General features: G+C 62.2%; 15 protein-coding genes. 6 read left to right on the forward strand and 9 right to left on the reverse strand.

The window, feature by feature from the left end:
- The 6 genes from B7X30_RS01675 to iscR form a co-directional block, all read right to left on the reverse strand.
- Positions 1–1,172, reverse strand: a 1,172-nt coding sequence (locus B7X30_RS01675; RefSeq protein ID WP_286728782.1) for an Hsp70 family protein, incomplete at its 3' end; no start/stop codon positions are given.
- Between the two features lie 55 nt (positions 1,173–1,227).
- Positions 1,228–1,764, reverse strand: a complete 537-nt coding sequence (hscB, locus tag B7X30_RS01680) for a Fe-S protein assembly co-chaperone HscB (protein ID WP_286728726.1) — start codon at positions 1,762–1,764, stop codon at positions 1,228–1,230.
- Between the two features lie 48 nt (positions 1,765–1,812).
- A complete protein-coding gene (iscA, locus tag B7X30_RS01685) occupies positions 1,813–2,136 on the reverse strand; it encodes an iron-sulfur cluster assembly protein IscA (protein WP_013105371.1) in 324 nt (107 codons plus the stop codon).
- A 45-nt stretch (positions 2,137–2,181) separates the two neighbouring features.
- Positions 2,182–2,607 (reverse strand): Fe-S cluster assembly scaffold IscU, encoded by a 426-nt coding sequence (gene iscU, locus B7X30_RS01690; RefSeq protein WP_013122753.1) that lies wholly within the window; start codon positions 2,605–2,607, stop codon positions 2,182–2,184.
- 119 nt (positions 2,608–2,726) lie between these two features.
- Positions 2,727–3,947: an IscS subfamily cysteine desulfurase gene (locus tag B7X30_RS01695; RefSeq protein ID WP_013105369.1), complete on the reverse strand. Its 1,221-nt coding sequence runs from the start codon at positions 3,945–3,947 to the stop codon at positions 2,727–2,729.
- Positions 3,948–4,081: 134 nt separating this feature from the next.
- Positions 4,082–4,618, reverse strand: coding sequence for a Fe-S cluster assembly transcriptional regulator IscR (gene iscR, locus B7X30_RS01700; RefSeq protein ID WP_013105368.1), 537 nt, complete (start codon positions 4,616–4,618; stop codon positions 4,082–4,084).
- Positions 4,619–4,897: 279 nt separating this feature from the next.
- Here iscR and B7X30_RS01705 point away from each other — a divergent pair, with 279 nt between their 5' ends.
- The 4 genes from B7X30_RS01705 to B7X30_RS01720 all read left to right on the forward strand — a co-directional run bounded on the left by B7X30_RS01705 (position 4,898) and on the right by B7X30_RS01720 (position 9,525).
- Positions 4,898–5,797: a LysR family transcriptional regulator gene (locus tag B7X30_RS01705; RefSeq protein ID WP_286728729.1), complete on the forward strand. Its 900-nt coding sequence runs from the start codon at positions 4,898–4,900 to the stop codon at positions 5,795–5,797.
- Positions 5,798–5,815: 18 nt separating this feature from the next.
- Positions 5,816–6,892 (forward strand): selenide, water dikinase SelD, encoded by a 1,077-nt coding sequence (gene selD / locus B7X30_RS01710; protein WP_286728731.1) that lies wholly within the window; start codon positions 5,816–5,818, stop codon positions 6,890–6,892.
- Positions 6,893–7,131: 239 nt separating this feature from the next.
- On the forward strand, positions 7,132–7,725 hold the full coding sequence (locus tag B7X30_RS01715; protein ID WP_013122750.1) for a TRAP transporter small permease subunit: 594 nt from the start codon (positions 7,132–7,134) through the stop codon (positions 7,723–7,725).
- Positions 7,726–9,525: a TRAP transporter large permease gene (locus B7X30_RS01720; protein WP_286728732.1), complete on the forward strand. Its 1,800-nt coding sequence runs from the start codon at positions 7,726–7,728 to the stop codon at positions 9,523–9,525.
- 72 nt (positions 9,526–9,597) lie between these two features.
- Here the strand turns inward: B7X30_RS01720 and B7X30_RS01725 are convergent, their stop codons facing one another.
- Positions 9,598–10,224 carry an SCO family protein gene (locus tag B7X30_RS01725; protein ID WP_013122748.1) on the reverse strand — a complete coding sequence of 209 codons (627 nt, stop codon included), beginning with the start codon at positions 10,222–10,224 and terminating at the stop codon, positions 9,598–9,600.
- 162 nt (positions 10,225–10,386) lie between these two features.
- Between B7X30_RS01725 and B7X30_RS01730 the strand changes: the two genes are divergently transcribed.
- Entirely contained in the window at positions 10,387–10,635 is a 249-nt protein-coding gene (locus B7X30_RS01730; protein ID WP_286728734.1) for a hypothetical protein, read from the forward strand.
- Between the two features lie 20 nt (positions 10,636–10,655).
- Here B7X30_RS01730 and B7X30_RS01735 read toward each other — a convergent pair whose 3' ends face one another.
- Positions 10,656–11,258 carry an SCO family protein gene (locus B7X30_RS01735; protein ID WP_286728735.1) on the reverse strand — a complete coding sequence of 201 codons (603 nt, stop codon included), beginning with the start codon at positions 11,256–11,258 and terminating at the stop codon, positions 10,656–10,658.
- A gap of 294 nt (positions 11,259–11,552) precedes the next feature.
- On the opposite strand from B7X30_RS01735, the gene B7X30_RS01740 reads away from it, so the two are divergent.
- Positions 11,553–12,509 carry a substrate-binding domain-containing protein gene (locus B7X30_RS01740; RefSeq protein ID WP_286728736.1) on the forward strand — a complete coding sequence of 319 codons (957 nt, stop codon included), beginning with the start codon at positions 11,553–11,555 and terminating at the stop codon, positions 12,507–12,509.
- Between the two features lie 36 nt (positions 12,510–12,545).
- Here B7X30_RS01740 and clpB read toward each other — a convergent pair whose 3' ends face one another.
- Positions 12,546–15,131: an ATP-dependent chaperone ClpB gene (clpB, locus tag B7X30_RS01745; RefSeq protein ID WP_286728737.1), complete on the reverse strand. Its 2,586-nt coding sequence runs from the start codon at positions 15,129–15,131 to the stop codon at positions 12,546–12,548.
- Positions 15,132–15,165: the final 34 nt, after the last annotated feature.

Genomic DNA, 15,165 nt, shown 5'->3' on the forward strand with positions numbered 1-15,165 from the left:
TCGAGCAGCAATACATCGTCGGCCCCGGCATTGCCCGCCAGCGCGTTGGCCTGAATGGCTGCGCCCAGCGCCACCACTTCGTCAGGATTGAGATCGGTGAGCGGCGCCTTGCCCATGACGCGCGCAACCGCCTGGCGAATCATGGGCATGCGCGTGGCGCCGCCCACGAGCACCACGCCCTGCACGTCTGAGGCACTGACCTGCGCATCGCTCAAAGCGCGGCGCAACAGCGCAAGGGTGCGTTTCACCAGATCGGCGCTGGCCTGCTCGAAATCGTCGCGCTGCAAAGTGCCGGTGTGAGAGGCCCCATCGGCCAGTGCCACGGTGTATTCCACCGAGCTGGCCGCGCTCAGCGCTTCTTTGGCTTGGCGTGCGGCCATGCGCCACCGCCGTTGCAGGCTGGCTGAAAGCTCGGGATTGCCGGCCTGCTGCCGCATCAGCGCCTCGATGCGCTGGTCGAAATCGTCACCGCCCAGCGCTGTGTCGCCGCTGGTGGCGACCACCTCGAACACTCCTTTGCTCAGCCGCAGCACGGAAAGATCGAAGGTACCTCCGCCCAGGTCGTAAATGACATACAGACCTTCGGCGCCATGATCGAGCCCGTAGGCCAGCGCCGCGGCCGTGGGTTCGTTGATAAGGCGCAGCACATGCAAACCCGCGAGTTGCGCGGCGTCCTTGGTCGCCTGGCGCTGGGCATCGTCGAAGTAGGCGGGCACGGTGATCACCGCACCGACCAGCTCGCCGCCCAGCGTGTCTTCAGCGCGCCAGCGCAGCACGCGCAGGATGTCGGCCGAGACTTGAACCGGCGTCATCTCGCCAGCGGCGGTCTGGAATCGGACCATGCGCGCATCGTGATTGATGCGGTAATGCGCAAGCGCCGTCGGCGGCAGGTCGCTCGGGCTGCGACCCATATAGCGTTTGACCGAAACGAGGGTATTGGCCGGATCGAGCGCCTGCTCTTCACGCGCGCGCAGGCCCACTTCGGCACGGCCATCGGCGTGGTAGTGCACCACGGAGGGCAGCAGCACCTCTCCCTGCGCATCCGGCAGACATTGCGGTGAGCCGCTGAGCACGGCGGCGACGAGCGAATGCGTGGTGCCCAGATCAATGCCCACGGCACGTCGGTGCTGGTGCGGGTCGGGCGATTGTCCGGGTTCGGAGATTTGCAACAGAAGCCGGAGCGAGGAAATGAAATCAATCGAGTATCAAACGGGCATCAAGCGGGCATCAAACGGAAGGCTGCGGCAAAGCATCGGCTGTGCGCCGCAGCTCTTCGACAAAACGGTCGAGAAACAACAGGGCGCGCACCTGCTCGGCGGCCGCTTGAGGGGCGTTCTGTTCATCGAGCGCCTGACGAATGGCTTCGATGCACTGAGCGCGCTGCGCCTGCACCTCTGCCCGCAAGATCTCGAGCCCGCTGGCATCGGCCGCTTCCCGCAACTCATCGAGCGCTTCGCGCCATTGCATCTGCTGCATCAGAAATTCGATGGGCATGGCGGTATTGTTCTCCGCCTGCACCGCCACGCCGCGCCGCTCGCACAGGTAGGACGCGCGCTGAACCGGGTTTTTGAGGGTGAGGTAGGCCGCGTTAGCCTGCGCCGCCATCTGCATGGCCAAGCGCTTATCACGGTCCGACCCGGAGGTGAATCGGTCGGGATGCACTTGCGACTGCACCGTGAGCCGCGCCCGTTCCAACTGCGCTGCGTCGAGGGAAAAGGTTTCGGGAAGGCCGAACAGGGCGAAATAAGACTGAGTGAAATCCATCAGATCAAAGGCGCCGAGCGACGTCCATGAGCAAGGCGCCGAAGCCGCTCAAACCCGGAACGACTCGCCGCAGCCGCAGCGATCTTTTTCGTTGGGGTTGTTGAACTGGAAGCCTTCGTTCAAGCCCTGGCGCACGAAATCAAGCTCGGTGCCGTCCACGTAGGCCAGGCTCTTGGGATCGACCAGAATCTTGACGCCGTGGCTGTCGAACACCTGATCTTCCTCAGACGCTTGATCGACGAATTCGAGCTTGTAAGCCATGCCGGAGCAGCCGGTGGTCTTGATGCCCAGGCGCACTCCCAGCCCCGCACCCCGCTTGGCGAGATGGCGCTGCACCTGCTCGGCCGCGCGCTCGGTCAATGTGACTGACATCTTCAGTTCCCTCGATTCCCTTGGTCTACGTCTAATTGAGCGCGCTCAGGCTGCCTGGGCCTGCTCAGTGGCTAGCGCTTGCCCGGCATTACGACCATGACGCTGCTGATAATCGCTCACTGCGGCCTTGATGGCGTCTTCGGCCAGGATGGAGCAATGAATCTTGACCGGCGGCAGCGCCAGTTCTTCGGCGATCTGGCTGTTGCGAATTTCAAGCGCTTGATCGAGCGTCTTGCCCTTGACCCACTCGGTCACCAGCGAAGACGAGGCTATGGCCGAACCGCAGCCGTAGGTTTTGAAGCGGGCATCTTCGATCACGCCTTGATCGTTGACGCGGATCTGCAGCTTCATCACATCGCCACACGCCGGAGCACCCACCATGCCGGTGCCGACCTGCGGGTCGTCCTTGGCAAAAGAGCCCACGTTACGCGGGTTTTCATAGTGGTCCACCACTTTGTCACTGTAAGCCATGATCTTGTCCTCCTCGAAGCGCTCGCCGGAAGCGGCGAACGACACATCCAATAATTCCGATCTCTATTGTCGGCTATTTGCACAACCCTGATGCAGATAGGCGCTTAGCCGCAAGGAGCTCAGTGCGCCGCCCACTGGATGGTGCTGATGTCGATGCCTTCCTTGTACATGTCCCATAGGGGCGAGAGATCGCGCAGCTTGGCCACGCTCTCGCGCAGCTGACGCACGGCGGAGTCGATTTCCTCTTCGGTGGTGTAGCGACCGATGGTCATGCGCAGCGAGGAATGCGCCAGCTCATCGCTGCGGCCCAGGGCACGCAACACATACGAGGGCTCCAGGCTAGCGGAAGTGCAGGCCGAGCCGCTGGATACTGCAATGCCCTTGATCGCCATGATCAGCGACTCGCCCTCGACGTAGTTGAAACTGATGTTGAGGTTGTGCGGCACGCGGCGCTCCAAGTCGCCGTTCACATAAACCTCTTCGATGTCTTTGAGGCCGTCGAGCAGGCGCTGCTGCAGCATGCGGGCGCGCTCGATGCTCGCGCCGAGTTCGGCCTTGGCGATGCGAAACGCCTCACCCATGCCCACGATCTGATGCGTGGGCAGCGTCCCCGAGCGCAGGCCGCGCTCGTGTCCGCCACCGTGCATTTGCGGAATCAGCCGCACGCGCGGCTTGCGCCGCACATACAACGCGCCGATGCCCTTGGGGCCATAAGTCTTGTGCGAAGCCAGGCTCATCAGATCCACCGGCCAGGTCTGCAGATCGATCACCATCTTGCCGGTGGCCTGCGCCGCGTCGACATGAAAAATGATGCCGCGCTCGCGGCAGATGCGGCCGATTTCCGGAATGTCCTGAATCACGCCGATCTCGTTGTTGACCAGCATGACCGAAACCAGAATGGTGTCAGGTCGCAGCGCCGCCTTGAATACGTCGAGGTCGAGCAGACCGTTGGGCTGCACGTCGAGATAGGTGGCCTCAAAACCCCGGCGCTCCATTTCGCGCACGGTATCGAGCACCGCCTTGTGCTCGGTCTTGACGGTGACGATGTGCTTGCCCTTGCCCTGATAGAACTCCGCAGCGCCCTTGATGGCGAGGTTGTTCGACTCGGTGGCACCGGACGTCCAGATGATCTCCTTGGCGTCGGCGTTGATCAGCGCGGCCACTTGCTCGCGAGCCTTTTCCACCGCAGCCTCCGCCTCCCAGCCCCAGGCATGACTACGAGACGCCGGGTTGCCGAAATGCTCGCGCAGCCAGGGAATCATGGCATCGACCACCCGCGGGTCCACGGGCGTGGTTGCGGCGTAGTCCATGTAAATCGGAAGATGAGGCGTGGTGGACATGGTGGGAATGCTCAGTGGAAATGCTCAGTGGAAATGCTCAGGATGTGTGCTTGTTATCGGCGAAAATTCATCGCGGAATGCACCCGACACGTACCCGGCGCGCAGCGCCGGGCTCAAATCTCTTGAAACCAGGCTTAATTCAAAGTCTGCGCGAGGTTGAACACCGAGTTCGGCGCCTTGACCTTGATCGGCTTGGCCGTCACCGGCAACGGAGACACGGGTTTACGGGTGATGGCCACTTCTTCCACCGTGACCCCCTTGGCGAGGTTCTGCTCGACCAACCCTTTGAGGTTGACCGAATCGAGAAACTCCACCATCTTGGCATTGAGCTGCGCCCAGAGATCGTGCGTCATGCAGGGGCCGTTGTCTTCGCCGTTGCAATTTTCTTTGCCGCCGCACTGAGTGGCGTCGAGAGGCTCGTCCACGGCGATAATGATGTCGGCAATGCTGATTTCTTCCGATTTGCGCGAAAGCGTATAGCCGCCTCCGGGGCCGCGCACGGAATCCACCAGCTCATGACGGCGCAGTTTGCCGAAAAGCTGCTCCAGATAAGAAAGGGAAATATGCTGGCGCTGGCTGATGCCGGCCAGAGTTACGGGGCCGAGATGTTGACGCATGGCCACGTCGATCATCGCGGTTACGGCAAAACGTCCTTTGGTGGTCAGTCGCATGGCGGCTCTCCTCAACATGAATGATGGCCAGTTGCAACGTCAGGGCGACCGCCTTGGGCAGGCTTGCAGCAGACATTACACAGTGCCGGAATGGAAAATACCCGACGAAACTAGTGGGCCAATTCTACAAATCCCGATCTTTTTCGTCAACATCTCAGACTTTTCCTCAGCCCCAAAGTTCCGACACGGAAGGCAATTTTTTCTGTGATGGCCGCGTGGCTATTCAAGCCGTCTGGTTTATGCTTGGCTTGAAATCAATCCAACGGATAGATCAAACTCATGCGACTGACCCTGCGGCAAATGGAAGTGCTGGTGGAGATTGCGCATAGCCGCAGTGCCACCGCCGCAGGCGACACCCTGTCGATGTCGCAGTCCGCCGTCAGTGCGGCGCTGGCGGAACTGGAAGCGCAGCTCGGTGAACGCGTCTTCGACCGGGTCGGCAAACGGCTGGTGCTCAATGACTCCGGCCGCCTGCTGTTGCCCCGCGCCATGGCCATCCTCGATCAGACCCGCGGCATCGAAGCGCTGTTCAGCGCGGGCGCCGCGGCGCTGCGCATCGGCGCGAGCAGCACCGTGGGCAACGCCATTCTGCCGGGCATCATGGCGGAGTTCTGCCGCGAGTTTCCCGCCGCACAGTTCTGTCTGCGTGTGGGCAACACCCAGGCCATCGCCGAGGCCGTGGCGCAGTTCGAGGTCGATCTCGGGCTCGTCGAAGGCGCCTGTCACCGCGACGACCTGGCCATTGCACCGTGGCTGCGTGATGCGCTGGTCGTGGTTTGCGCCCCTGACAGTCCTCTGGCGGGCCGTGAGGTCAGTCTGGAGGAGTTGCGCGCAGCCCGCTGGCTGCTGCGTGAGCCGGGTTCGGGCACCCGCGAAACCGTCGAAACCCTGCTGCTCGAACATTTGCACGGCTTTGAGCGGGCCATGGTGCTGGGTAGTTCGGAGGCCATACGCGGCGCGACCATCGCCGGTCTGGGGCTGACCTGTATTCCCCGCCGATTGGTGCGCGATGCGCTGGATCACGGCCACCTCGTCACCGTGCGCAGCCCGCTGCCGCCCATGCACCGCACGCTCTACATCGTGCATCACCAGAAAAAGACCTTCTCCCAGCCGCTGCAACGCTTTTTGCAGTTCTGCCAGAACTGGCAGGACGATTCTTTTGTTTCTTCTGCTGGCTGATCCACAGACCCCATTCCCATGAACTCAGCTCCCAACACCCCTGCCGCAACCGCCGCCCCCCGCCTCACCTCGCTGTCGCATGGCGGCGGTTGTGGCTGCAAGATTGCGCCGGGCGTCCTGTCCGAAATCCTGAAAAAGCACGCGCCGCTACTGCCCAGGCCTGAGGCCCTGCTGGTCGGCAACGAGTCTGCGGATGATGCGGCGGTGTATCTGCTCAACCCCGAACAGGCGCTGATTGCCACGACCGATTTCTTCATGCCCATCGTGGACGATCCCTTCGACTTCGGACGGATCGCCGCGACCAACGCCATTTCCGACATCTACGCCATGGGCGGCACGCCCATCATGGCACTGGCGCTCGTGGGCATGCCCATCGGCGTCGTGCCGCTGGATATCGTGGGGGACATTTTGCGGGGCGGTGAGACCGTTTGCGCGCAGGCCGGCATTCCCATTGCGGGGGGGCACAGCATCGATTCGGTCGAGGCCATTTACGGACTGGTGGTCATGGGTCTGGCGCACCCCAGCCACATCCGCCGCAACGACAGCGCCCGACCCGGCGACGTGATCGTGCTGGGCAAACCGCTGGGCGTGGGCATTCAGTCGGCTGCGCTCAAAGGCGAAGCGCTCGATGCCGCGGGCTACGCGCGCATGATTGCCAACACCACGCAGCTCAACACCCCCGGCAAGCAACTGGCCCTGCTGCCCGGCGTGCATGCCCTGACCGACGTCACTGGTTTCGGCCTGCTCGGCCATCTGCTGGAAGTCTGCCGCGGCTCGGGACTGCGGGCGGACGTGCGCTTCGCCGATGTACCCCTCATCGAAGGCGTGGTGGAGTTGGCGAACGCCGGCCACATCACGGGCGCATCGCGCCGCAACTGGGCCAGTTATGGCGGCGAAGTCGCGCTTGCCGCCGATCTGCCGCCGCTGGCTCAAACGCTGCTCACCGATCCACAGACCTCCGGCGGCCTGCTCGTGAGCTGCGCGCCGGAGCAGGTTGACGAGGTGCTGCGCGTCTTGCGCGACGAAGGCTTTGCCCAAGCCGCCGTCATCGGCCTATTGAAAGCGGGCACTCCGGGCATTGACGTGCGCGCCTGAGCGCCGCCGCCTCTTATCCCTCTTTGCACGCCGCGGCGATTACCGCCGCCGCGCGCAAGACTGCTTCACCCCCTGCTCTGCGGGCAAACCCGAGCCCGGAAATTTCAGTTCGCGTCTGTTACATCTTTATACTTCGGCCGCGGACTGTTTCAGATCTGTCATGCGATAAAGCCTTGCCATGACACTTCTCTGAACAAACAGCCGTCAACGACTCGTTCACAAAACAATCGGGAGATGTCTTGAACGCCTTACTTGCCCTATCCCGCGGGATTGACTGGCTCAACGAGCGCGTGGGCCGCTTTGCCCTCTGGCTCATTCTTGCTTCGGCCATCATCAGCGCACTCAATGCGGTCGTACGCAAAGTCTTCGACTACAGCTCGAATGCCTTTCTGGAAATTCAGTGGTATCTGTTCGCCGCGGTGTTTCTCCTGGCGGCCGGCTATACGTTTTTGCACAACGAGCATGTGCGCATTGACGTGCTCTCCAGCAAGCTCTCGCCGCGTGGGCGCAACTGGATCGACATCATCGGCATCGTGTTCTTTCTGTTTCCCTTCGTGGTTGAAACCGTGCGGCTTTCGCTGCCCACGGTGATCAACGCCATCGCCTCGGGCGAGATGTCGAGCAATGCCGGCGGGCTGATCCGCTGGCCGGTTTACATCCTCGTGCCCATTGGCTTCTCGCTGCTCGGGCTGCAGGGCGTGTCCGAGTTGATCAAGCGCGTGGCATTTTTGCGCGGGCTGATCGACGACCCGCTGGTGAAGAAAAACGAAAAAACGGCAGAAGAAGAACTGGCTGAATTTGTTCTGGCGCAAAAGACGAAAGAGGCCCAATAAATGACCGCCTTTCTCATTGCGAATATCGCGCCCATCATGTTCGCGGCGCTGGTGCTGTTTTTGCTGGTCGGCTTTCCGGTGGCGTTCAGCCTGGCAGCCTGCGGCCTGCTGTTCGGTTTCATCGGCGTGGAACTCGGGCTGATGCCGCAGGCGCTGCTCGAAGCCATTCCGCTGCGCATCATCGGCATCATGCAGAACGACACCCTGCTGGCCATTCCCTTCTTCACCTTCATGGGCCTGCTGCTCGAGCGCAGCGGCATGGCCGAAGACCTGCTGGAAACCATCGGCCAGTTGTTCGGCCCGATTCGCGGCGGTCTGGCGATCGCGGTGATTTTTGTCGGTGCGCTGCTGGCGGCAACCACGGGCGTGGTGGCGGCTTCGGTGATCTCGATGGGCCTGATCTCGCTGCCCATCATGCTGCGCTACGGCTATGACCGCCGTCTGGCCTCGGGGGTGATCGCCGCTTCAGGCACGCTGGCGCAGATCATCCCGCCGTCGCTGGTGCTCATCGTCATGGCCGATCAGCTCGGCCGCAGCGTGGGCGATATGTACAAGGGCGCGTTCATCCCCGGATTCGCGCTCACGGGTTTATACCTCGCTTACGTCGTGGGCGTGACCTTGATTAAGCCGCAATGGGCCCCGGCGCTGCCCCCCGAGGCCCGCACCATTCGCGAGCCCAACGGTGACAGCGGCCTGCGTTCGCTGGGCATTCTGTTCGGTGTGGTGTTGATTTCCAGCATCGTGCTGGCCCGCAACTACAGCGCGCTGCTGAGCTGGCGCGCGGGGCACGAAGTGATTGCTGCGACGGATGAAACCATCGTCGTGGCCATGACCTTCGGCGTGATTCTTTCGCTGGTGCTGTCTCTGCTCAACCGAGCCTTCCGACTCAATCTGTTGTCGCAGATGGCCGAACGCGTGACATTCGCTCTGGTGCCGCCGCTCACGCTGATCTTCCTCGTGCTGGGCACCATTTTCCTGGGCGTGGCCACGCCCACCGAAGGCGGCGCGATGGGCGCCGTGGGCGCGCTGATCATGGCGTTCAGCCGCAAGCGGCTCAATATGAATCTGCTCAAGCAGGCGCTCAACACCACGACCAAGCTCTCCACCTTCGTGTTGTTCATTCTCATCGGCTCCACGGTGTTCAACCTGGTGTTCCAGGGACTCGATGGCCGCGTCTGGGTGGAGCATCTGCTCACCAGCCTGCCAGGCGGTGTGCTGGGCTTCCTCATCGTCGTGAACATTCTGGTGTTCGTATTGGCCTTCTTCCTCGACTTTTTCGAGCTGTCGTTCATCATCATTCCGCTGCTTGGCCCTGTCGCGGAGAAGCTGGGCATCGACCTGATTTGGTTCGGCGTGCTGCTGGCGGTGAATATGCAGACCTCGTTCATGCACCCGCCCTTCGGGTTTGCGCTGTTCTACCTGCGCAGCGTCGCGGCCAAGGACGACTACACCGACAAGGAGACCGGCAAGCGCATCGCCCGCGTGACCACCGGACAGATCTACTGGGGTGCGGTGCCCTTCGTGCTGATCCAGATCATCATGGTTGGCCTGGTCATTGCCTTCCCGGGTCTGGTCACCAGCGGCCTGGACCATCATGCTGAAGTCGATATCAACAAGGTGCAGATCATTGGGCCGTCTGATGACAACAGCTATGAGTCCATCGCCCCGCCGAGCTTTGGTGCATCAGAGGCCGCCCCGGCCGAAGGTGGCAGTGCACCAGCCGCTGTAGAGGAAGACCCCGCCGCTGCGGTGATGCGCTCGCTGCAGGCCGAGCCATCGGCGAGTGGGGCAGCGAAATAGCGCGGTTGTCGCCCATGAAAAAGGCCCGGAATTCCGGGCCTTTTTCGTTCCTGGCATCAACGCAGGGTTGCGTCAGCCCTCGTCGGCGATCAGTTGCTTGAGGTCGTGCACAAACGCGGCGGGAGGATTGGTGTCAGAACCCAGCAGATGAATGCGTCCACTGCGACCAAAAATGTAAACCCCCGCGCTGTGATCCACCACATAGTTCCCCTGCGCATCGGGCTTGCCATAGCTGAAGGCCACGCGATAGCGCCGAGTCAAATCATCGATCTGTTTGATGGTGCCGGTCAGGCCGACGGCGTTGGGGCTGAATGCCGCGGTGTACGCCTTGAGTATGGTGTTGGAGTCGCGCTTGGGGTCCACGCTGACGAACAGGATACGGACATCCTTGCCCTGCGGGCCAAGCTGCTGCACCACATTCGACATGAGCTGCATGGTGGTCGGACAAACATCGGGGCAATGGGTGTAGCCGAAGTAGAGCAAAACAACCTTGCCCTTGTAGTTCTCCGCCGTGACCTTCTGCCCCAGATCGTTGGTGAGATTGAATTCGAGATTGGGCATCACGCCGGTGATGTTGCTGAGCTGCCAGGTCTGGTTGTTGTGGTGCCCGCAGCCCGCCAGCGGCAAGGCCAGCGCTCCCAGCAAAACGAGGCGGCGCGACAGGAATCGAGATTGAGACAAGATGGGGGGCAACGTCATGGTGAATTTCGCAAAAAACGTTCGTTTTCAAACAGGCTCGCATTGTGCCGTGTCCGGGCTCGGATGAGCGTCACAACTCGCGTCACAACTCTTTACCAGGCAAGGCGCAACCAAACGTCACCCAGCCACTCCAAAGCGCTCTGACTGCATCTGGAGTGTGCCATGTCCAAGCGCGCCCTTCTCAAAGCCCTGCTGGCCGGTGGGCTGACCACCCTGGCCACCGCGGCACTCACGGTTCACGCGGCCAGCGCGCCTCAAGCGCCGCTGATGGCGATCAATGTGCTGCATATCGCCCCGCTCGATCATCACGCATTGCCCCTGACCGCCCTGCCGCCGGGACAAGGTGTGATGGTGGTCAATGACACGCATCGTCCCTTGCAGGTCAAGGGCTTCGCACGCGGCAGCGCCTGATCGCCGTCAGATCAGCGCCGTCAAACCAGCTTTTGCCACCAGCTTTTGTGGGCGTCGGCAAGAAGCTGGTGCACGTCGTGGGCGATGCCTTCGGACGGCGTGAGTTCGGTGCCGATCAAGCGGCCATTGCCGTGGGGGCCGAACACATAGATCGCCGCACTGTGGTTGACCACATAGTTGCCATGCGCATCGGGCTTGCCGTAGGAATAGCTGACGTGATAGCGACCCGCCAGCGTTTTGGTCTGCGCCACGGTGCCGCTCAGACCGATGGCGCTGGACATGAAGGCGTGCACATAGGCATCGAGCACTTTGGGCGTATCGCGCTTGGGATCGACCGTGACGAAGATCACCTGCACGTCCTTGCCCTGCGGTCCCAGCAGTTGCTCGGCCCGGGCGAGGTGCGCCATGGTGGTCGGGCAGACGTCCGGGCAGTGGGTGTAGCCGAAATACAGCACCACCACCTTGCCGAGAAAGTCCTTGGACGACTCCAGCTTGCCGCTGCTCGAAGCCATATCGGTGAATTGCAGCGGCTGCATGATTTTCGGACCGATGTAGTCCATCGCCCATTTCTGTTCATGCGGCTGCTGGGCACAACCTGAGAACGCCAGAACCAGCGCGCTCATCAACATCCATTTGAAAGCAACCATTCCCCCAGGCTCCCGATCTTTGTTTCTGTGCTGTGGTGGAGTCTGCCGACAACGTGCGAGTTCGGCGCAAACACATGCACGCACAGACTTCACATTCTGTCAGCCCCAGGGAAACTCCTGATCGGACAAACTCAGCCCAACTGTAAAGTGAGGCGTCTAATTCAATGTATTACAGCAGCGCACTGACATCGAAGCCGACCCGTTGCGCCACTTCCCGGTGCAATCCACCGCTCACAAGTCGCCTGACTGTCCACGGGGCCCTACCACATCATGTTCTCTTCCCATCTGCACACAGATCCAGGGCAAACGCGCCCCATCCTCTCATTTGCCGTCGTGGGCGTGCTGCTGGTCAGCTTGTTCTGCGGCGGCCTGGCGACCCGCCAGGCCGAGGCCGCGCCGACGCCTGCGGTCGCATCCGCAGCGCCCTTGCTCATGGGCTTTCAGTTTGGACTGGCCGCTGAGAACCAACAAGCCCTGAATGTCATCGGGCAGACACTCAGCGATGTCGTCAGCAACGCGGTCAACCGCAAGGTATTGTGGTTGCCGAACTTCGACCTCAAGACCGCGGAGGCGAGTTCCGACGCGAGCCGCTACAGCTTTGCCTTTGTCAAACCGCCCAACCTGACCGCCGCCCTGCTGGCCAAGGGCTGGCAGCTGGTTGCCGTGGGCAAAGACACGATGCACTTCGGCACCGATCTAATCGCCCGGCAATGTCCCAATCAGGCCGGGAAAATTCTCGTTGGCGGCAGCAGTCTGAGCGTGCTCGGGCTCAGCACCGCTGTGCCGGAGACCTGCATCTCACCCGACGCGGTGTGGAATTCGCCGTCGGCGGTGTTGCTTGCGCCGCAAAAGGGTAGCCTGGTGGACATGATTGCGCAAAAGCTATGGCTGGAGCATGCCAAGCAGCTGCCCAAAGTCGTTCACGTCAAAACGCAGAATGCGGTCACAGGTCTGATGCGCGACATGCATGTCGCGGCCATCGGGGTGGTGACCCCCGTCGTATCCAAGCAGTGGCTGGCCGAAGGCGGCGTGTTGTTGCAGCATCAGCCCATGCCCATGTGGGCCGTGCTGGCCGCCCCAAGCGTGCCGGAGGACTCGGTGGCCAAAGTGCGCGCCGATTTACTCGGCGCCGCTTCGGAGCGGGCCAACAAAGCCCTGGGCATCACTGGATGGGAAGTCGGCAGCCCGAAGGCCTATGCCGACTTCCTCAAGTGGCTGAAAAGCTGAACGCTCCGCCCTTCAGCCGGTCACCCTGGCAGGTGTTCAGCCCCGTTCGAACACGATCTGGCCGTTTTTGAGCTTGACCGGAATCACGTCCTTCGGGCCGAAGCGGCCTTCGAGAATCAGCTTGGCCAGCGGGTTCTCGATGCGCTGCTGAATGGCGCGCTTGAGCGGCCGTGCGCCGAACACCGGATCGAAGCCTTCTCGGGCAATCTCGGCCAGTGCTTCGCTGCTGACATCCAGCCGCATATCGAGCTGCGCCAGTCGCCCTTCCAGACCGCGCAACTGGATGCGCGCGATATCCGCGATCTCTTTCTCACCCAGAGCGTGGAACACCACCACCTCGTCGATGCGGTTGAGAAACTCCGGACGGAAATGCGCTTTCACCTCCTCCCACACCGCATCGCGGATGGCCTGCTGCGGTTGGCCGCTCATCGCCATGATCTGATGCGAGCCCAGATTGCTGGTCATCACGATCACGGTGTTCTTGAAGTCCACGGTGCGGCCCTGACCGTCGGTGAGCCGCCCGTCGTCGAGCACCTGCAGCAGCACGTTGAACACGTCCGGATGCGCTTTCTCTACCTCGTCGAACAGCACCACGCTGTAGGGCTTGCGGCGCACGGCTTCGGTGAGGTAACCGCCTTCGTCATAGCCCACATAACCCGGCGGCGCACCGATGAGACGGGCGACCGAATGCTTCTCCATGAACTCGCTCATATCGAGGCGCACGATGTGCTCGTCGGTGTCGAACAGGAACTCGGCCAGTCCCTTGGTCAGTTCGGTCTTGCCCACGCCCGTCGGGCCGAGGAAGAGGAAAGAACCATACGGCCTGCGCGGATCGGACAGCCCGGCGCGCGAGCGGCGAATGGCGTCGGACACCGCGCGAATCGCCTCGTCCTGCCCCACCACGCGGCGGTGCAGGCGCTCTTCCATATGGACCAGCTTGTCGCGCTCGCCCTGCACCAGCTTGGACACCGGAATGCCGGTCGCGCGCGACACGACCTCGGCGATTTCCTCCGCGCCCACCTGGGTGCGCAGCAGGCGCCGCGCCTGCGGCTGGTCGCCGTCCGCGGTTTCCTTGGCCTGCGCCTCATGCAGCTTGCGCTCCAACTCCGGCAGGCGGCCGTATTGCAGCTCGGCCACCTTGTTGAAATCGCCCTTGCGCTTGAGTTCCTCGATCTCGAAACGGATCTTGTCGATCTCTTCCTTGATCGCGGCCGAACCCTGCACCGCGGCCTTTTCGGCCTTCCAGATTTCGTCCAGATCGGCGTACTCGCGGTCGAGCTTGGCGAGTTCTTCCTCGATCAACGCCAGGCGCTTTTGCGAGGCTTCATCCTTCTCGCGCTTCACCGCTTCGCGCTCGATCTTGAGCTGGATGCGCCGGCGATCGAGCTTGTCCATCGCCTCCGGCTTGGAGTCGATCTCGATCTTGATCTTGGCCGCGGCCTCGTCGATCAAGTCGATGGCCTTGTCGGGCAGAAAGCGGTCGGTGATGTAGCGGTGGCTCAACTCCGCCGCGGCGACGATGGCCGGGTCGGTAATTTCCACCCCGTGGTGCACCTCGTACTTCTCCTGCAGGCCGCGCAGGATGGCGATGGTGTCTTCCACGCTGGGCTCATCGACCATCACCTTCTGGAAGCGGCGCTCCAGCGCGGCGTCCTTCTCGATGTATTTGCGGTATTCGTCGAGCGTGGTCGCGCCGATGCAGTGCAGTTCGCCGCGTGCCAGCGCCGGTTTGAGCATATTGCCCGCATCCATCGCGCCTTCGCCCTTGCCCGCACCGACCATGGTGTGAATCTCGTCGATGAACACAATGGTCTGCCCGGCGTCTTGCGACAACTCCTTGAGCACGTTTTTCAGCCGCTCCTCGAACTCGCCGCGAAACTTGGCCCCGGCCAGCAGCAAGGCGATATCGAGCACCAGCAAGCGTTTGCCGCGCAGGCTGTCGGGTACCTCGTCGTTGACGATGCGCTGCGCCAGCCCTTCGACAATGGCCGTCTTGCCCACGCCCGGCTCGCCGATTAGCACCGGGTTGTTTTTGGTGCGGCGCTGCAGCACCTGGATGGCACGGCGAATTTCGTCGTCGCGGCCGATCACCGGATCGAGCTTGCCCTGGCGCGCGCGCTCGGTGAGGTCGATGGTGTATTTTTTCAGCGATTCGCGCGCACCTTCGGCCTCGGCGCTGTTGACGTTCTGCCCGCCGCGCACCGCCTCGATGGCCGACTCCAGCGACTTGCGGGAGAGGCCGTTTTCACGCGCGATGCGCCCGGCCTCACCCTTGTCGTCGGCCACAGCGAGCAAAAACAATTCGCTGGCGACGAACTGATCGTTGCGCTTGGTGGCTTCTTTCTCGGTGAGGTTGAGCAGGCCATTGAGCTCGCGGCTGACTTGCACATTGCCATCGGTGCCTTCGACTTCGGGCAGACGATCGATGGCCTGCGCGGTGGCTGCCGTCAACCCCGGCACATTCACCCCGGCGCGTGCGAGTAGCGCTTTGGGGCCGTCCTGGCCGAGCAAGGCGTGCAGCAGATGCACCGGCTCGATATAGGCGTTGCCGTGATTGACCGCAAGCGATTGCGCCTCGGCCAATGCCTCCTGAAACTGGGTGGTGAGTTTTTCGATCCGCATGGAATCCTCCGTCTTGAACTGCCCTGTAGATACG

It is taken from the genome of Thiomonas sp. 13-64-67 (genome assembly GCF_002282795.1).
Taxonomy (GTDB): Bacteria; Pseudomonadota; Gammaproteobacteria; order Burkholderiales; family Burkholderiaceae_C; genus Thiomonas; species Thiomonas arsenitoxydans.

Bases quoted from the DNA above. Each gene is read 5' to 3' on its own strand.
- B7X30_RS01695 (WP_013105369.1), bottom strand. From the start codon at position 3,947: ATGTCCACCACGCCTCATCTTCCGATTTACATGGACTACGCCGCAACC.
- selD (WP_286728731.1), top strand. From the start codon at position 5,816: ATGAACTCAGCTCCCAACACCCCTGCCGCAACCGCCGCCCCCCGCCTC.
- B7X30_RS01735 (WP_286728735.1), bottom strand. From the start codon at position 11,258: ATGAGCGCGCTGGTTCTGGCGTTCTCAGGTTGTGCCCAGCAGCCGCAT.
- B7X30_RS01725 (WP_013122748.1), bottom strand. From the start codon at position 10,224: ATGACGTTGCCCCCCATCTTGTCTCAATCTCGATTCCTGTCGCGCCGC.
- clpB (WP_286728737.1), bottom strand. From the start codon at position 15,131: ATGCGGATCGAAAAACTCACCACCCAGTTTCAGGAGGCATTGGCCGAG.
- B7X30_RS01740 (WP_286728736.1), top strand. From the start codon at position 11,553: ATGTTCTCTTCCCATCTGCACACAGATCCAGGGCAAACGCGCCCCATC.
- B7X30_RS01730 (WP_286728734.1), top strand. From the start codon at position 10,387: ATGTCCAAGCGCGCCCTTCTCAAAGCCCTGCTGGCCGGTGGGCTGACC.
- B7X30_RS01720 (WP_286728732.1), top strand. From the start codon at position 7,726: ATGACCGCCTTTCTCATTGCGAATATCGCGCCCATCATGTTCGCGGCG.
- iscU (WP_013122753.1), bottom strand. From the start codon at position 2,607: ATGGCTTACAGTGACAAAGTGGTGGACCACTATGAAAACCCGCGTAAC.
- iscR (WP_013105368.1), bottom strand. From the start codon at position 4,618: ATGCGACTGACCACCAAAGGACGTTTTGCCGTAACCGCGATGATCGAC.
- hscB (WP_286728726.1), bottom strand. From the start codon at position 1,764: ATGGATTTCACTCAGTCTTATTTCGCCCTGTTCGGCCTTCCCGAAACC.
- iscA (WP_013105371.1), bottom strand. From the start codon at position 2,136: ATGTCAGTCACATTGACCGAGCGCGCGGCCGAGCAGGTGCAGCGCCAT.
- B7X30_RS01705 (WP_286728729.1), top strand. From the start codon at position 4,898: ATGCGACTGACCCTGCGGCAAATGGAAGTGCTGGTGGAGATTGCGCAT.